Source organism: Heyndrickxia sp. FSL K6-6286, from assembly GCF_038630395.1.
GTDB classification, from domain to species: Bacteria; Bacillota; Bacilli; order Bacillales; family Bacillaceae_C; genus Heyndrickxia; species Heyndrickxia oleronia.
The window spans coordinates 2,123,585-2,140,099 of sequence record NZ_CP152029.1; the positions used below are offsets into that span (position 1 = coordinate 2,123,585).

The 16,515-nt window shown below is 34.9% G+C and carries 17 protein-coding genes; 16 read left to right on the top strand and 1 reads right to left on the bottom strand.

Going from position 1 to position 16,515, the window contains the following annotated elements:
• The first annotated feature begins 4 nt into the window (after positions 1–4).
• The 5 genes from MHI39_RS10720 to MHI39_RS10740 all read left to right on the top strand — a co-directional run bounded on the left by MHI39_RS10720 (position 5) and on the right by MHI39_RS10740 (position 3,782).
• Positions 5–679 carry a cytochrome b6 gene (locus MHI39_RS10720; protein ID WP_058002373.1) on the top strand — a complete coding sequence of 225 codons (675 nt, stop codon included), beginning with the start codon at positions 5–7 and terminating at the stop codon, positions 677–679.
• Between the two features lie 66 nt (positions 680–745).
• Entirely contained in the window at positions 746–1,516 is a 771-nt protein-coding gene (locus MHI39_RS10725; RefSeq protein ID WP_058002374.1) for a menaquinol-cytochrome c reductase cytochrome b/c subunit, read from the top strand.
• Positions 1,517–1,599: 83 nt separating this feature from the next.
• On the top strand, positions 1,600–2,193 hold the full coding sequence (locus MHI39_RS10730; RefSeq protein ID WP_058002375.1) for a DUF1405 domain-containing protein: 594 nt from the start codon (positions 1,600–1,602) through the stop codon (positions 2,191–2,193).
• 76 nt (positions 2,194–2,269) lie between these two features.
• Positions 2,270–3,052, top strand: coding sequence for a sporulation protein YpjB (gene ypjB, locus MHI39_RS10735; RefSeq protein WP_342541224.1), 783 nt, complete (start codon positions 2,270–2,272; stop codon positions 3,050–3,052).
• Between the two features lie 58 nt (positions 3,053–3,110).
• Positions 3,111–3,782 carry a zinc metallopeptidase gene (locus MHI39_RS10740; protein WP_342541225.1) on the top strand — a complete coding sequence of 224 codons (672 nt, stop codon included), beginning with the start codon at positions 3,111–3,113 and terminating at the stop codon, positions 3,780–3,782.
• Positions 3,783–3,835: 53 nt separating this feature from the next.
• Here the strand turns inward: MHI39_RS10740 and MHI39_RS10745 are convergent, their stop codons facing one another.
• A complete protein-coding gene (locus MHI39_RS10745) occupies positions 3,836–4,708 on the bottom strand; it encodes a YitT family protein (protein ID WP_058002378.1) in 873 nt (290 codons plus the stop codon).
• 201 nt (positions 4,709–4,909) lie between these two features.
• On the opposite strand from MHI39_RS10745, the gene MHI39_RS10750 reads away from it, so the two are divergent.
• From MHI39_RS10750 to dinG, 11 genes are all read left to right on the top strand, one after another.
• Positions 4,910–5,242 (top strand): nucleotide pyrophosphohydrolase, encoded by a 333-nt coding sequence (locus MHI39_RS10750; protein ID WP_342541226.1) that lies wholly within the window; start codon positions 4,910–4,912, stop codon positions 5,240–5,242.
• A 5-nt stretch (positions 5,243–5,247) separates the two neighbouring features.
• Complete coding sequence (dapB, locus tag MHI39_RS10755) at positions 5,248–6,051, top strand: 4-hydroxy-tetrahydrodipicolinate reductase (RefSeq protein ID WP_342541227.1); 804 nt, start codon at positions 5,248–5,250, stop codon at positions 6,049–6,051.
• Between the two features lie 12 nt (positions 6,052–6,063).
• Positions 6,064–6,477 carry a methylglyoxal synthase gene (mgsA, locus tag MHI39_RS10760; protein WP_342541228.1) on the top strand — a complete coding sequence of 138 codons (414 nt, stop codon included), beginning with the start codon at positions 6,064–6,066 and terminating at the stop codon, positions 6,475–6,477.
• A complete protein-coding gene (gene bshB1, locus MHI39_RS10765) occupies positions 6,470–7,177 on the top strand; it encodes a bacillithiol biosynthesis deacetylase BshB1 (RefSeq protein ID WP_342541229.1) in 708 nt (235 codons plus the stop codon). Before mgsA ends, bshB1 begins: the two co-directional genes overlap by 8 nt.
• On the top strand, positions 7,174–8,328 hold the full coding sequence (bshA, locus tag MHI39_RS10770) for an N-acetyl-alpha-D-glucosaminyl L-malate synthase BshA (RefSeq protein ID WP_342541230.1): 1,155 nt from the start codon (positions 7,174–7,176) through the stop codon (positions 8,326–8,328). The genes bshB1 and bshA overlap by 4 nt, the downstream gene beginning before the upstream one ends.
• The gene (locus MHI39_RS10775) at positions 8,325–9,533 is read left to right on the top strand and encodes a CCA tRNA nucleotidyltransferase (RefSeq protein ID WP_342541231.1); all 1,209 of its coding nucleotides are present in this window, start codon (positions 8,325–8,327) and stop codon (positions 9,531–9,533) included. The genes bshA and MHI39_RS10775 overlap by 4 nt, the downstream gene beginning before the upstream one ends.
• Positions 9,503–10,486, top strand: a complete 984-nt coding sequence (locus MHI39_RS10780; RefSeq protein ID WP_342541232.1) for a biotin--[acetyl-CoA-carboxylase] ligase — start codon at positions 9,503–9,505, stop codon at positions 10,484–10,486. Before MHI39_RS10775 ends, MHI39_RS10780 begins: the two co-directional genes overlap by 31 nt.
• A 300-nt stretch (positions 10,487–10,786) precedes the next feature.
• Positions 10,787–11,620, top strand: a complete 834-nt coding sequence (gene panB, locus MHI39_RS10785; RefSeq protein ID WP_180212397.1) for a 3-methyl-2-oxobutanoate hydroxymethyltransferase — start codon at positions 10,787–10,789, stop codon at positions 11,618–11,620.
• 1 nt (position 11,621) lies between these two features.
• Positions 11,622–12,470 carry a pantoate--beta-alanine ligase gene (gene panC, locus MHI39_RS10790; protein WP_259545165.1) on the top strand — a complete coding sequence of 283 codons (849 nt, stop codon included), beginning with the start codon at positions 11,622–11,624 and terminating at the stop codon, positions 12,468–12,470.
• Between the two features lie 32 nt (positions 12,471–12,502).
• Entirely contained in the window at positions 12,503–12,886 is a 384-nt protein-coding gene (gene panD, locus MHI39_RS10795; RefSeq protein ID WP_259545166.1) for an aspartate 1-decarboxylase, read from the top strand.
• Positions 12,887–13,501: 615 nt separating this feature from the next.
• A complete protein-coding gene (gene dinG, locus MHI39_RS10800) occupies positions 13,502–16,309 on the top strand; it encodes an ATP-dependent DNA helicase DinG (RefSeq protein ID WP_278890790.1) in 2,808 nt (935 codons plus the stop codon).
• The last annotated feature ends 206 nt before the right edge of the window (positions 16,310–16,515 follow it).

Consider the following 16,515-nt stretch of genomic DNA (forward strand, 5'->3'; position numbering starts at 1 on the left):
ATCATTGCTTAATAAAATCTATGATTGGGTAGATGAGCGCTTAGATATTACGCCTTTATGGCGAGATATCGCTGATCATGAAGTACCAGAACATGTAAACCCGGCGCATCATTTTTCAGCGTTTGTTTACTGCTTTGGTGGATTAACCTTCTTCATTACGGTAATCCAAATTTTATCTGGTATGTTTTTAACAATGTATTATGTACCGGATATTAAGAACGCTTGGGAGTCTGTTTACTATCTTCAAAATGAAGTAGCATTCGGTCAAATTGTTCGTGGTATGCACCATTGGGGAGCAAGTTTAGTTATTGTTATGATTTTCTTACATACACTTCGTGTTTTCTTCCAAGGCGCGTACAAAAAACCTCGTGAGTTAAACTGGATTGTTGGGGTACTTATTTTATTTGTTATGCTTGGTTTAGGATTAACTGGTTACCTATTACCTTGGGATATGAAAGCGTTATTTGCGACAAAAGTTACATTGCAAATTGCTGATTCAGTACCATTAATAGGGCCATATGCGAAAGAACTACTTTCAGGACATCCGGATATTGTTGGTGCACAAACATTGACACGTTTCTTTGCGATTCACGTATTCTTCTTGCCAGCAGTATTATTAGGATTAATGGCTGCCCATTTCCTAATGATCCGTAAACAAGGTATTTCTGGACCATTGTAAAATTAATTTCGCTATAATAATTGATTTAAGAAATTTTTGACTCTTTATAAGAAGGAGGGGGACATAATGCATCGTGGAAAAGGGATGAAATTTGTAGGGGATTCACGTGTTCTTGACCCTTCGGTTCGTAAAAAAATGGGCCCTAAGGACTATTCGGAATATCCAGGGAAAACAGAAGCCTTTTGGCCAAACTTCCTATTAAAGGAATGGATGGTCGGTGCCGTATTCTTAGTTGGATTTTTATGCCTAACTGCTGCACATCCAGCACCATTAGAGCGTATTGCTGACCCAGCTGATGCAGGTTATATTCCAATGCCTGACTGGTATTTCTTATTCCTTTATCAAATGTTGAAATATTCCTATGCATCAGGTCCATATAATATCATTGGACTAATTATTCCTGGCATTGCATTTGTAGGATTACTTTTAGCTCCATTTATTGATCGTGGACCACATAGACGTCCATTGAAACGTCCGTTAGCAACTGGATTTATGCTATTGTCCATTGCAGCAGTCTTCTATTTAACTTGGGAAGCAGCGGCTCACCATGATTGGGAAAAAGCGGCTGAACAAGGGAAAATTGTTGCGAAAGCAGATATTGATAAATCTTCAGAAGGATACCAAGTTATTTCTAAACAATCATGTATTACTTGTCACGGTGAGAATTTAACTGGTGGTCCAGCAGCTCCATCATTAATTGGTACTGGTTTAAGTGCTGATGAAGTTGCAAAAATTGCTAAAGAAGGTAAAGGCAATATGCCAGCTAATCAATTTAAAGGTTCTGACGATGAATTGAAAAAGCTATCTGAATTTGTTTCAGGGCTAAAAGCTGAATAATAGAAAGGGATAAAGCTGGCGTTTTTGCCAGCTTTTCTTTCTATTTCAAGTCATTTGGGGAGTGAGAGGAAAGGCGGTACGTAATGAAGTTATTATATCCAATATTAGCGAATCGGTATATTTTGTGGGTGTTATTAATCGTAAATTTATTAGGGACAATTTATGGATATATATGGTATAAACCTCAATTTGATGTTACACCGACAATATTCCTTCCTTTTGTACCTGATAGCCCTACAGCTAGTTTGTTTTTCACTCTTGTATTATTTGCATTTTTATTGAAAAAAAATTGGCCGATCATTGAAGCTTTAGCAATCGTTACTTTATTTAAATACGGGGTTTGGGCTGTAGTCATGAACATTTTAACCTTAATTGTGACTGGTGAATTGCCATGGCAAGGGTATATGTTAATAATGTCACATGGAGCTATGGCAATAGAAGGGATATTATATTCTCCTTTTTATCGAATAAAGCTTAAACATATTATAATAGTAGCTATCTGGACTTTACATAATGATGTAATTGATTACGTATTTATGCAATATCCGAAATACGGTGCATTGGCAATCTATGTTCGAGAAATTGGATATTTTACGTTCTGGTTAAGCATATTATCGTTAGCAATCGGCTATTATTTCTCCGTTCGAAAAAATAGTCTTAAATTAACGATCTATTAATTAGTCCTATTTAAAATCAGGTCTAATCTTGTCCATCTTCTCATACACTTTATTAGTAGTTTGAGGAGGGACAAGGATGAAAAAAATATTAATCCTTCTATTTTCGCTCGTTTTATTGACTTCCACTCACGTTCATGCAGCGGAAACTTCACCATTAGATAGGTTAGATAAAATTGCTGATGAAGCTTTACAAATGACAAAGATTGGCCGGTTCGAAGCGGCTAAAAAATTTCTTGAACAATTTCAAGATCAATTTATTGAAGAGACATCCTACGGCTCGATATTAGCAATGGATGAATTAAAAATAGTCATGATGTCATATAATGATGCTATTCGTGCAATAAATAAAGTAAGCTTAGAACCTAGAGAAAAAATTGATAAAGTAACTACGTTCCGATTAGTGATTGATGCAATTAATTCTCACTATCAACCATTGTGGACAGAGTTACAGGAGCCAATTATGGGAGCATTTTCTCAAATCAAAGAAGCGGCTAAAGAGAAGGACCGAATGGCATATGATGTAGCACTTACTATGTTTTTAGAAAAATATTCATTAATTCAACCAAGTTTAAAGGTGGATCTGTCTTTAGAAAAATTAGAAAAGTTAGATTCTGATATTTCTTTTATTGATAAGTTTAGAAATCGAATTATTGAAGATGACACACAGCTAGTACAATTAGATATTATAGAGTCAGATTTACAACATATTTTCGATAAATTATCTGAGGATGAAACAGATCCTTTATTATGGTGGGTGATTATTACAACAGGTAGTATTATTGTCATGACATTATCGTATGTTGGTTGGAGAAAATACAGAGGAGAAAAACATACGAAGCAAAAAGAGCATTATGATTGACCATTTCACCTGAATTGAATAAAATAATAGTAATATCATCGAGATATGGAGGAAACCAATGCAGTTTATTATTTACTATATTATTATTGCTCTTATTCCGATTTGGGCGCAGGTTAAAGTACAAAGAACTTTTAAGAAATATGCGGAAGTTCCAAATACTACTGGTATGAATGGAGCAGAAGTAGCTAGAAGAATTTTAGACGAAAATGGTTTATACAATGTAAAAGTGGTTGAACATAGTGGATTTTTGAGTGATCATTATAATCCAATGACGAAAACGGTAAATTTATCTTCTTCAAACTATCATGGCAATTCTGTTGCCGGAGCAGCTGTTGCAGCCCATGAAGTTGGTCATGCTATTCAAGATAAAGAGAGCTATGGTCCATTAAGATTTCGCCACTCCCTTGTTCCTGTAGCAAATATTAGTTCGAACGCTTCTTGGATTTTCATTATTATTGGATTAATCGCTAGTCAAACTTTTCTGCTAATTGGGATTGTTTTAATGGCTTTAGGGGTTTTATTTCAATTAGTCACCCTCCCTGTAGAATTTAATGCCTCGTCAAGAGCAATGGATCAAGTTGTCTCATTAGGCATAATTAATAATCAGGAAGAGCATGATGCAAGAAAGGTGCTTAATGCTGCTGCATTAACATATGTAGCTGCTGCAGCTGTTGCAGTTCTTGAATTGTTAAGGTTGATCTTAATTTTTTCAAATAGAAGTGATGATTAAGAAAAGGAAGGCATGATAACATGCCTTCCTTTTTATACTTAGTGGAAATGAATTTAAACTTCAATGGGTTTCTTATTTTCATCAAGAGTAAAACCTTCTCCTAATACATCATGAACAATTGTAACGGAAACGAATGCATGTGGATCTACGGCATTTATCAATCCTTTTAAACGGACGACTTCATTTTTACCTACGACACAATAAAGTACATCTTTTTCTTCCTTTGTGTAGGAGCCTCGCCCTTGTAAAACTGTTACTCCTCTCTCCATATCATTCATAATTAAATTAGCAATTTCATCATGCTTTGGTGAAATAATTAATGCTCCTCTTGCGGTATAAGCACCTTCCTGCATAAAGTCGATCACTCTTGCACCAACAAATACAGCGACTAGTGTATACATGGCTTCACGATAATTCAAATAGGTCAAAAGGGAAAGAGTGATGACACATGCATCAAATATGAACATCGTTCTACCCATGGCTAATCCTTTATATTTAAATATTAATCGTGCAATAATATCAACGCCACCTGTTGTACCACCATTACGGAAAATAATCCCTAAGCCAATACCAATAAATACTCCAGCAAATAAAGCAGCAAGAAACATATCATGCTCAAGTGGAATATTTAAATGCTTTCTTTGAAAGATCCATAGAAATATGGATGTAGCAATTGTTCCAATCACCGTATAAATAAATTCTCTTTTCCCAAGTAATTTCCAACCGATAATAAATACCGGAATGTTTAACACTAAGTTTGAATAGGAAGGATCTATGTTAAAAAGGGCATATAATAGCAGGTTAATACCGGTAAATCCACCTTCAGCAAGGTTATTTTGCATATTAAAGTGATAGATACCAAATGAAAAAATTGCAGAGCCTAATAGAATAAATAAAATATTTTTTATTTTTAAACCACGAAGCATGTTGTTTCCTCCTGTCCTTTTGAGTATAGATTGTCCAAGTTATTAAAGAAAAAGTTAATAAAATCAAAATTAGCACAACGTTCTCATTATATAAAACGGATTTACAACTGGCAATGCTTGGTTCTAGAATAAATTAAAACATTTGTAAAAATTTTTTGTTTTAGCTAACATGAAGAGAGAAATAAGTGAGGTGTTTTGATATTGGAAGAAAAAACAATAAAACAAATGCAGCAAGAAGTTGATGATTATATAGGACAATTCAAGGAAGGTTATTTTAGCCCATTAGCGATGGTTGCCCGATTAACTGAGGAACTCGGTGAATTAGCAAGGGAAGTAAATCATTATTATGGAGAGAAACCTAAGAAGAATACAGAAAAGGTAAAAACGGTGGAAGAAGAGTTAGGAGATTTACAGTTTGTTCTTATCTGTTTAGCTAATTCATTAAATATAAATTTACAAGAAGCTCATGAAAGAGTGATGTACAAATTTAATACACGTGATAAAGATAGATGGACGAAAAAAGAAAAGGAGTAAGAATTATGGATAAAGTGAGAGTAATTATTGCAGGGCCTCGTGGAAGAATGGGAAAAGAAGCAGTCAAGCTGGTTTTTCACGAAGAAAAATTTGAGCTTGTGAGTGTTTTAGATCATAAGCATGATCAGAAAATGTTACATGAGATAGAAGATTTTCATTTATATGAAAATATTCCTGTATATTCAAATGTAGAAGAATGTCTTCAGAAATCAAATGCAGATGTATTTGTGGATTTAACTACACCTGAAGTTGGTTATTTACATACAAAAACTGCCCTACAATATGGAGTTCGACCGGTTGTGGGAACAACAGGTTTTACCCAAGAACAACTAATAGAATTGAAACAATTAGCAGAAGAAAAAAATATTGGTTGTATCATTGCACCTAATTTTGCTATAGGTGCGGTGTTAATGATGAAGTTCTCCCAATTAGCTGCAAAATATTTTAAAGATGTAGAAATAATTGAAATGCATCATGATCAGAAACTTGATGCACCTTCTGGAACAGCTGTAAAAACAGCGGAGATGATTTCTTTATCAAGGGAGAAAAAGCAACAGGGACATCCAAATGAATCAGAAAGTATAACTGGTGCTAGAGGAGCCAACTTTGATGGAATGCATATACATAGTGTCCGTTTACCAGGATTAATCGCACATCAGCAAGTGTTATTTGGTGCAGATGGACAATCCTTAACAATTCGTCATGATTCATATAATCGTTCTTCCTTTATGTCAGGGGTCAAATTATCCATTGAAACAGTATTGGCAATCAATACATTAGTCTACGGATTGGAAAATATTATCGATTAAGGGGCATAGGAAATGGAGATTGCATTAATTGCACATGATAAAAAGAAAGATGATATGATTCGGTTTGTGACAGCATACCAAGATATTTTTGCACAGCAACGATTATATGCAACAGGTACGACTGGGAAAAGGATAAACGAAGAGACAAACCTACCAGTGATCCGTTTCCAATCAGGGCCATATGGCGGTGATCAAGAAATAGGAGCATTAATTGCCAATAATAAACTGGATATGGTTATTTTTTTTAGGGATCCATTAACAGCTCAGCCACATGAACCAGATGTGACCGCATTAATTCGTTTATGTGATGTATATTCCGTTCCCCTTGCAACGAATATGGGTACTGCCGAGGTTCTTGTTCGTGGGTTAGAAAAAGGCGATTTACAATGGCGAAGTATTATTAGAGGTGAAACAAGGCATGAATAAGAAAATAGATATATTAGCATTTGGGGCACACGCAGATGATGTAGAGATTGGAATGGCCGCGTCGATTGCAAAATGGACGAGTGAAGGAAAAAAAGTCGTCATCTGTGATTTAACAGAAGCAGAATTGTCTTCAAATGGAACGGTTGAAAATCGAAAGATTGAGGCGGCAAAGGCTGCCTCAATTTTAGGTGTTGAGGAACGGATTTCATTAAAAATTCCTGATCGTGGAATTTATCTTACCATTGAACATATACGCATGGTTGTAGAAGTCATCCGTACATATAAACCTACAGTGGTTTTTGCGCCATTTTTAGAGGACAGACATCCAGACCATGGTAATTGTGCAAAATTAGTAGAAGAGGCCATATTTTCTGCGGGGATTAAAAAATTTGAAACGAGTTTAAATTTGCCTCCACATAAACCAAAAAGTTTATATCATTATATGATAAATGGTTTTCATCATCCTGATTTTGTCATTGATGTAACCAACTATATGGTTAAAAAAGTAGAAAGTTTAGAAGCATACCAGAGCCAGTTTGTGATGAATAGTACAGGTGTAAGGACACCGCTAACAGATGGTTATATTGAAACTGTACAAGCGAGAGAGAGAATGTTCGGAAAAGAAGTTGGAGTAAAATTTGCCGAGGGCTTTAAAACGAAAAAGCCGCTTATATTAAATATGGATGTGATTGGAGAATGAGAAAAAAGCTTAAAATTGGTATTACCTGTTACCCGACTGTTGGAGGTTCAGGTGTCATAGCCACAGAATTAGGAAAATTTCTTGCAGAGCGAGGCCATGAAATCCATTTTATTACTTCAAGCATCCCATTCCGTTTAAATAAGATGTATCATAATATCTATTTTCATCAGGTCGAAGTAAATCAATACTCTGTGTTTCAATATCCACCTTATGATATAGCGTTAGCTAGTAAGATGTCAGAAGTGATAAAGAGAGAAAAATTAGATATTCTCCATGTTCACTATGCAATGCCTCATGCTGTTTGTGCAATATTAGGAAAACAGATGGCCGGGACTAATGTAAAGATTGTAACGACCTTACATGGAACAGATATTACTGTTTTAGGTTATGATCCATCATTAACTGAAGCAATTCGCTTCGGTATAGAGCAATCTGATTATGTGACAGCTGTTTCAAAAGCTTTAGTTCAACAAACTTATGATCTAATTCAACCAAAGAAAGAAATTGATACAGTCTATAATTTTATTGATGAACGGGTGTACAGAAATGTTAATTCAAGTGATTTAAAAACGGAATATGGAATTTCACCAGATGAGAAAATCATCATTCATGTATCTAATTTTCGAAATGTGAAAAGAGTACCAGATGTAGTTAAGGTTTTTGCTCAAATAAAAAAGAAAATACCGGCTAAACTCCTTTTAGTTGGTGATGGTCCCGAGATGACAATCGTATGCAAATTAGTGAATGAATTACAACTAAATGAAGACGTGCTCATGTTGGGAAAGCAAGATAATCTTGAAGAATTATACTCCATAAGTGATTTAATGCTTTTGCTATCAGAAAAGGAAAGTTTTGGATTAGTAGCTCTTGAGGCTATGGCCTGTGGTGTTCCATGTATTGGAACCGATATTGGTGGAATTCCAGAAGTAATTACAGATCATATGAATGGGTATGTTTGTGAATTGGGAAATATTGAAATGATTTCAACCTATGCTTTAAAGCTTCTTGAAGATGAAAAAATACACAATGAGTTTTCTGAAAATGCGATTCAAACCGTTCACAATCAGTTTATGTCAGAGAAAATAATTGAACAATATGAAGACATTTATTACCATCTAATACCAGACAAAGAAAAGGTGGGGATGGAATGAATGAACCATTTCTAAGTGCCATCCCAATTATAGAGGCATTAGAAAGTAATGGATTTGAGGCATATTTTGTCGGGGGTTCCGTCCGAGATTATTTACTAGATCGAAAAATTGATGATGTTGATATTGCAACATCTGCTACTCCTCAGGAAGTAAAAAAAATTTTTAGTCAAACCATAGATATTGGTATTGAACATGGAACGATACTTGTTCTCTTCGACGGGATTGGCTATGAAGTTACTACTTTTCGTGCAGAATCTGATTATCGGGATTATCGCAGACCAGAAACGGTTCATTTTATCCGTTCATTGACAAAGGATTTAGAACGAAGAGATTTTACTATGAATGCATTAGCCATGGATAAAAAAGGAAGAATCATTGATTTGTTTAATGGTATACAAGCGATTAATGATCAATTAATTGAAACAGTTGGGGATGCAAAAGAACGATTTCATGAAGATGCACTAAGAATGATGAGAGCGGTTCGATTTGTTAGTCAACTTGAATTTTCATTGCATATGAGTACAAAGCTTGCAATTAGTGAAAATGCCTATTTATTAAAGCATATTGCGATAGAGCGTATCTTAGCAGAGTTTACAAAGTTAATTAGAGGCAGCAATAAAAAACAAGCTTTAACTCTATTGTTTGATTGTCAAATTATTGATTACTTGCCCGGTTTTAAAGACCATACAGATAAATTGAAACAATGCTTAGAATTAGATGTGAATGAACTTTCTGAAAATCAAACATGGCTTTTAATATTAGCCTTAATCGATGTAAACGAACCGATGAATTTCTTAAGAGAATGGCGAATGCCATCTAAACAAATGAAATACATTGTGAAAGCTCTTTCGGTCTTGAAGGAAAGATATCAAAGTTCTTGGACAGTTGCTTCACTTTTTTATGCAACAAAGGAAATTGCGATTGATGCTGAAGTAGTATATAAAACAATGAATAAACAGTCGATATACATGATCAAGGAAACAATCGAGAATGAATTTTCAATCATGCCGATTAAGACACGTGAAGAAATAGTCATTTCAGGGGAAGACTTAATAAATTGGTTTAATCGACCCGGTGGACCTTGGATTAAGGATTTGTTGCAACAGATTGAATTGGCCATTTTAAATAAAGAAATTGCCAATGATCGAGATGAGATAAAGGGGTGGAGTCGAACATGCAATCTCCCATTCGCAAACGATTGCTAGAGGCATTTACCAATGCAAATGGAGAATTTTTATCAGGACAAGCACTCGCTGATATTTTAGGTTGTTCAAGAACGGCAGTATGGAAGCATATAGAGGAGCTGCGAAAAGAAGGATTTGAACTGGAGGCTGTTCGTAAAAAAGGGTATCGAATTATATCGACAATGGACAGAGTGACAGAAAATGAAATTCGTTTAGGCCTGAAAACTTCTAAACTAGGTAGTATGATTCAATATTTAGATACAATTGATTCGACACAAAAAGTGGCCCATCAACTAGCACAAGAAGGTTGTCCAGAAGGAACAATAGTGGTAGCTGAAGAACAAACGAATGGAAGAGGAAGATTAACTAGACATTGGCATTCTCCAAAGTTTACTGGAATATGGATGAGCATTGTGTTACGACCAAAACTTCCACCTTTTAAGGCACCACAATTTACTTTGATTACTGCAGTTGCAGTTGTACAGGCAATCGAACAACTATTCGACCTACAGCCAGAAATTAAATGGCCAAATGATATCTTAATAAAAGGAAAAAAAGTAACCGGCATATTGACGGAATTACAAGCAGATTCGGATAAAATTCACTCTATTATTATTGGAATCGGAATTAATGTTAACCAAACGAGAGAAGACTTTCCCGAAGAATTGCATTCAGTTGCAACATCAATAGCGATTGAAAATGGTGGAAAGCTGTCCCGCTCTATACTTATTCAACAAATCCTAGCTAATTTGGAAAAGTATTATCAGATTTACTTAGATAAAGGCTTTGCTCCATTAAAGTTATTATGGGAAAGCTATGCCATCAGTATTGGGAAGGACATTATTGCTCGTACCGTTAATGAAGTGATAGCTGGTAAAGCAATAGGTATCTCTGATGAAGGCGTATTAAAAATCCAGGATAAAAATGGTGTCATTCATGATATTTATTCTGCGGATATTGAGGTAGGAAAATAAAAAATGGATAGTAAGTAATGAAAACTTTTGATATAATTTACTCGGGTAGTATCCAAAAGGAACTGCACCTTGCTTACATTTATTATTAATAGAATATTGTTCTGCCTTGATCCATGAATTGGACGGGGACGGAGGATGGGTCAATCATTTACTAATAACAGGAGTCCTTCTGCCTTGCGGAAGGGCTCTTTTTGCATCAAACGTTCTAAATATGATCCAGCAAATTAGACTTTGTGTCAAGCTAACCATAAAAAGCAAGGTTGGATGCTCCCCTAGTCAAATACTAAGGGAGGAAACATGATGAAACAAACGACAGATTTTAAAATGATGAAGCAAAATAAGGAAAAGATCACCATGGTTACCGCGTATGATTTTCCAACTGCAAAATTGGCACAGCAGGCCAATTTGGATATGATCTTAGTTGGCGATTCTTTAGGGATGGTTGTTTTAGGGTATGATTCAACAGTACCTGTTACGATTGAGGATATGATACATCATACAAAAGCTGTAAAACGAGGAGCTAGTGATGTATTTGTCGTTACCGATATGCCATTTATGACATATCATCTTAGCCGGGAGGAAACGTTGAAACATGCCGCTAGTCTTATTCAAAATGGTGGTGCGAATGCTGTAAAAGTTGAAGGTGCTGGACATGTAATTTCAATGATTGAAGCGTTAACATCATCAGGTATTCCTGTTATGGCACATCTCGGTTTAACCCCTCAAACTGTAGGTGTCTTAGGGGGATATAAGGTTCAAGGCAAAACGGCAGATGCAGCTATACAGTTGATTGAAAATGCAAAAAAATGTGAAGAAGCAGGTGCTTTTGCAATTGTCTTAGAATGTGTACCAAAGCAATTAGCAAAAGAGGTGACAGCTAACATCAGTATTCCAACCATTGGTATTGGAGCAGGAGTAGATGTCGATGGTCAAGTATTAGTTTTCCATGACTTAACGATGTTTGGTGTTGAAAGAGTACCTAAATTTGTAAAAACATATGCAGATAGTAATGATTTCATCTTGAATGGACTAAAAAATTATGTGGCAGATGTGAAAACGAGTAAATTCCCAGAGGATAAGCATTCGTTCACAATGAAACAAGAGGAATTGTCTACATTTTACGGAGGAAAATAAAATGAAATTGGTGACAGATAGAACGACGATTTCGAAAATAGTTAAGCAGCATAGACAAAATCATGAAACTATCGGATTTGTTCCTACCATGGGCTATTTACATGAAGGCCATTTAGCTTTAGTGGAAAAAGCTAAGGAACAAAATGATATCGTGATTATGAGTATTTTTGTCAATCCTACTCAATTTGGACCAAATGAAGATTTTGACTCCTATCCACGAGATTTGGCACATGATCAACGTTTAGCAGAAGCAGCAGGAGTGGACTATATTTTTGCACCTTCCGTTGAGGAAATGTATCCAAATAAAATGAATAATCAAATTACTGTCGTGGAAAGAGCCGGGGTACTTTGTGGGAGAAGTAGACCTGGCCATTTTGATGGAGTAGTTACCATTTTGTTAAAGCTATTTTCACTAATTATGCCTGAGAGAGCATATTTCGGTAAGAAAGATGCACAGCAAATTGCAGTGATTGATGGACTTGTACAGGATTTCTTTCTACCTATCCAAATCATTGCTGTTGAAACAAATAGAGAGCTTGATGGTTTAGCAAAAAGCTCAAGAAATGTCTTTTTATCCGATTCAGAAAGAGTTGAGGCAAAAGAATTATATATAAGTCTTACAAAGGCAAAGACTGCAATTACGTCTGGTGAAAAATCTAAAAAACGGATTATAGAAATGGTGATTGACCATCTTCAATTAAATACAAGTGGTGAGATTGACTATGTTGAAATATATTCTTATCCATCATTAAAAGCGATAGATGTTATTGAAGGGAAGGTTATCATCGCAATAGCAGTAAAGTTTTCAAAAGCAAGATTGATTGATAATTTCATCCTTGATGTCCGGTAGACTACACAAAAGAAATAAAAGGAGAATCATTTATGTTTCGTACAATGATGAATGGGAAAATTCACCGAGCAACAGTTACAGAAGCTAATTTAAATTATGTCGGCAGTATTACAATCGATGAGGATATACTAGACGCGGTTGGAATGGTTGCTAATGAAAAAGTACAAATCGTGAATAATAACAATGGAGCACGTTTAGAAACGTATATTATCCCAGGCAAACGGGGAAGTGGTGTAATTTGTCTGAACGGTGCAGCTGCCAGACTTGTTCAAGTAGGAGATATTGTCATTATTATTTCATACGCTCTTATTCAAGAGGATAAAATAAAAAATCATCAGCCAAAAATCGCTATTCTGGATGAAAATAACCATATTTCGCAGATGATTTCCTATGAACCCGAAGCAACAATGATTTAAGATAAAAAGAAAACCGTATCTCAGTGGATACGGTTTTTTGGTATAAGGCTTTTTCTCAGTTAAAATGGAGATGAGTCTCTCTATTTTAACTGAGAAAAGAGCTGCAAGCAATATAAGAGCGCTAATTATCTAATAGGAGTAAAAGCCGGCAATAGGGCTTTTACAAAGCAACACATTAGTTGAAGTGTATATATAAGTCCCTTTTCTCAATAGTATAGAATTTAAGTTTTTACAAATAAAAATAAGTTTAGGATAAGTTTCCTTAGTTCACCGAGAAAAGAGCTTCAAGCAATATAAGAACGCTCTCCTTTTACACAGCAATACATTAGTTGAAGTGTATAGTATAAGGCTCTCTTCTCAAAATTTATGCTAAATAGTTTAATGAACCAAAATAGGTTGCAACAAACGATACGAAAATCTCCTTATGTAGAGAATGTTTGTTTATACCTCGATACAATTTTTAAGATTGGAATTGTCATTGCAAAGCTCTCGCATTCGACGCTGTTGAACAAGGAGCATACGTTTTTGGATATAATAGTTATGGATTATTCGCTTTAATATGATAAACTAAGTAGAAACAAAAATAGCCTTTTGAAATATGAAATAGGTGATTGAATGAAACAGCGTTTTGTAGTAGTAGACTTAGAGACAACAGGAAATTCACCCAAAAAAGGTGATCGAATCATCCAAATAGCTGCTGTTGTCATTGAAAATGAAGAAATAATTGATCAATATACAACATTTGTTAATCCTTGTGTACCAATTCCATCATTTATTGAGGAACTAACTGGGATTAATGATGAAATGGTCAAACAGGCACCATTATTTGAAGAAGTTGCCCCTGAGTTAACAAGGATTTTAAAAGACAGTATCTTTGTGGCGCATAATGTCTTGTTTGATTTGAATTTTCTCCAATCAGAATTTACTCGAGTAGGTTGCCCGGAATTTGTCGGCTTAAATGTCGATACGGTCGAATTAGCAAAAGTATTATTGCCAACATCTGATAGCTATAAGCTGTTTGAGTTGACTGAATGTCTCGCAATCAAGCATGATCGGCCACATCAAGCGGATAGTGATGCGTTAGTAACCGCTGAATTGCTTTTGCAATTTATTAACCAAACAAGAGAGCTACCGCTTGTAACACTCGAAAAGCTTGCAAAACTTTCAATAGGATTAAAGAGTAATTTAAACGAAATTTTTGAAGACATTCTGACAGAGAAACGAAATCATTTAGAAAACCTCTCTGAGCATTTAGAGGTATTTAAAGGAATTGCACTCCGTAAAAAAAATAAGAAATACTCCGATCATAACTATCGCGAAAAAAAGGAGTATCCTTTACATCATCATGATAAGCAAAAATTACTATCAAATGGAATAAAGCATTATGAAGTAAGAGATGATCAACATGAAATGATGGATACCGTGTATGAAGCATTTCGATTAAATAAGCATGCAATGATTGAGGCTGGAACGGGAATTGGTAAATCAATTGCGTATTTATTACCGAGTATTTATTTTAGTAAAACTGAAAATCAACCCATTTTAATTAGTACTCATACGATACAATTGCAGGATCAATTATTAAATACGGAATTGAAAAAACTTGAAAAAGTACTCTCTTTTCCATTTAAAGCAGTTGTGCTTAAGGGGAAACAACATTACATAAATTTATTTAAATTTGAACAAACACTTTATGAAGCTGATCAGCAATATGACACAATCCTAACGAAAATGCAGTTATTAGTTTGGCTTATTCATACTGAAACAGGTGATATTGATGAGGTGAATTTATCAAGTGGCGGAAAAATCTTTTGGAATCGGATAAGGCATGATGGTTGGCATTTATCGAAAGAACGGGATCCATGGATAGCAAAGGATTTTTATTTATACGCGAGAAGAGAAGCCGAGAATGCAGATATTGTTATTACAAACCATTCTATGCTACTACTTGATTTAATTCAGAAACAACAACTATTTAAAGAATTTAATTATGTGGTTATAGATGAAGCCCATCATTTTGAAAAAACTTCTAGAGGTTTTCTAGGAGAAAAATTGGAGTATATTCCTAGCAAATTTTTTTGCAGCCAACTAGGTTCATATGAAAAAAAGCAACTATTTTATCAACTCGAAGTAATGGTACAAAAGCAGAAAATTTCACTAAAAATGCCTACCTTTGAGTTAGATTTTATTATCGCTGAGCTTGAAACGGAAATCGATGAATTATTCACCATTATTGCAGAGAAATTGTTGAAAAATGAGAAGAAAAATAAAGGACATCATAAACTGCAGATTCGTCTTTCAAACAAGTTATTGAAAGAAAAATCTTTACAACCAATTTTATTTGCAGCTGAAAGAGTAATATCATCCGTTAATCAAATAAGAAGTGGATTAGAAGAGCGGTTAAGTCAATTGAAAAATATTAGTGAAAAATTATCTGAAAAAGATAAGGCTCTTCTTGAGGAAGTCTTTAGCTATGATCATGAATTAGTATCATTTAAGCATTCGATCCAACATCTTTTGTTAGAGCAAACAAATGAATTTGTTTATTGGCTAGAAGGTGATATGCGGGCCATACCTAATAGTATTTCGATACAGGCACAACCGATTTCTGTAAGTGAGAAATTGAGCAAAGAGTTTTTTGCTAAAAGAAAGAGTGTGATTTTAACTTCTGCTACTTTAACTGTAAAAGATTCTTTCCGTTTTTTTGAAAATGAATTAGGACTTCATCAATTTGCGGATTTAATAAAGAAGCAAATACCTTCTCCTTTTCCATATTCAGAAATGACCAAGTTGTTAATTCCAAATGATATTCCTGAAATTCGTGAGGTGGCAGTATCTGAATATGTAGAAGCCATCGCTAATCATTTAATTGCCATTGCACAGGCAACAAAAGGTAGAATGCTCGTCTTATTTACCTCATATGACATGTTAAAGAAAACGTATGAGTTAATGAAGGAAAGTGGCTTATTGGATGATTTTATACTTATTGCTCAAGGAATTACGACAGGAAGCAGGATGAGATTAACAAAAAACTTTCAACGGTTTGATAAAGCTGTCCTTTTTGGTACAAATAGTTTTTGGGAGGGCGTAGACATTCCTGGTGAAGATCTGTCGTGTTTATCAATTGTGAGATTACCGTTTAGTCCTCCTGATGAGCCATATACATGGGCAAAGAATGAAGCTATACAGGCCGAAGGGAAAAATCCATTTTCTACTTATTCATTACCTGAAGCGGTTATTCGATTTAAGCAAGGGTTTGGACGACTTATTCGTAGCGGTACTGACAAAGGAATTGTCATTGTATTTGATAGAAGAATTGAAACAACATCATATGGAAATGCTTTTATTCGCTCAATACCATCCGTTCCAATTGAACATGTATCACTAAAGGAAATGATTGAAACGGTTGAAAATTGGTTATAAACATGTGGAGTTGATTGGCTTTTGATTTTCTATAACAAAATTTGCATTAAACTTTTATAGAAGAAATAGCTATCTTAGCAGAGAGATATTTGGGCTAGGCGTAGTTTCGACTTGAGTAGACACGACTCAATTATATAAACTACATTGAATTTTATAATTTCTTATCGTAAAAAACACGCTGCTTTTTAGTAGCAGCGTGAAAAAAT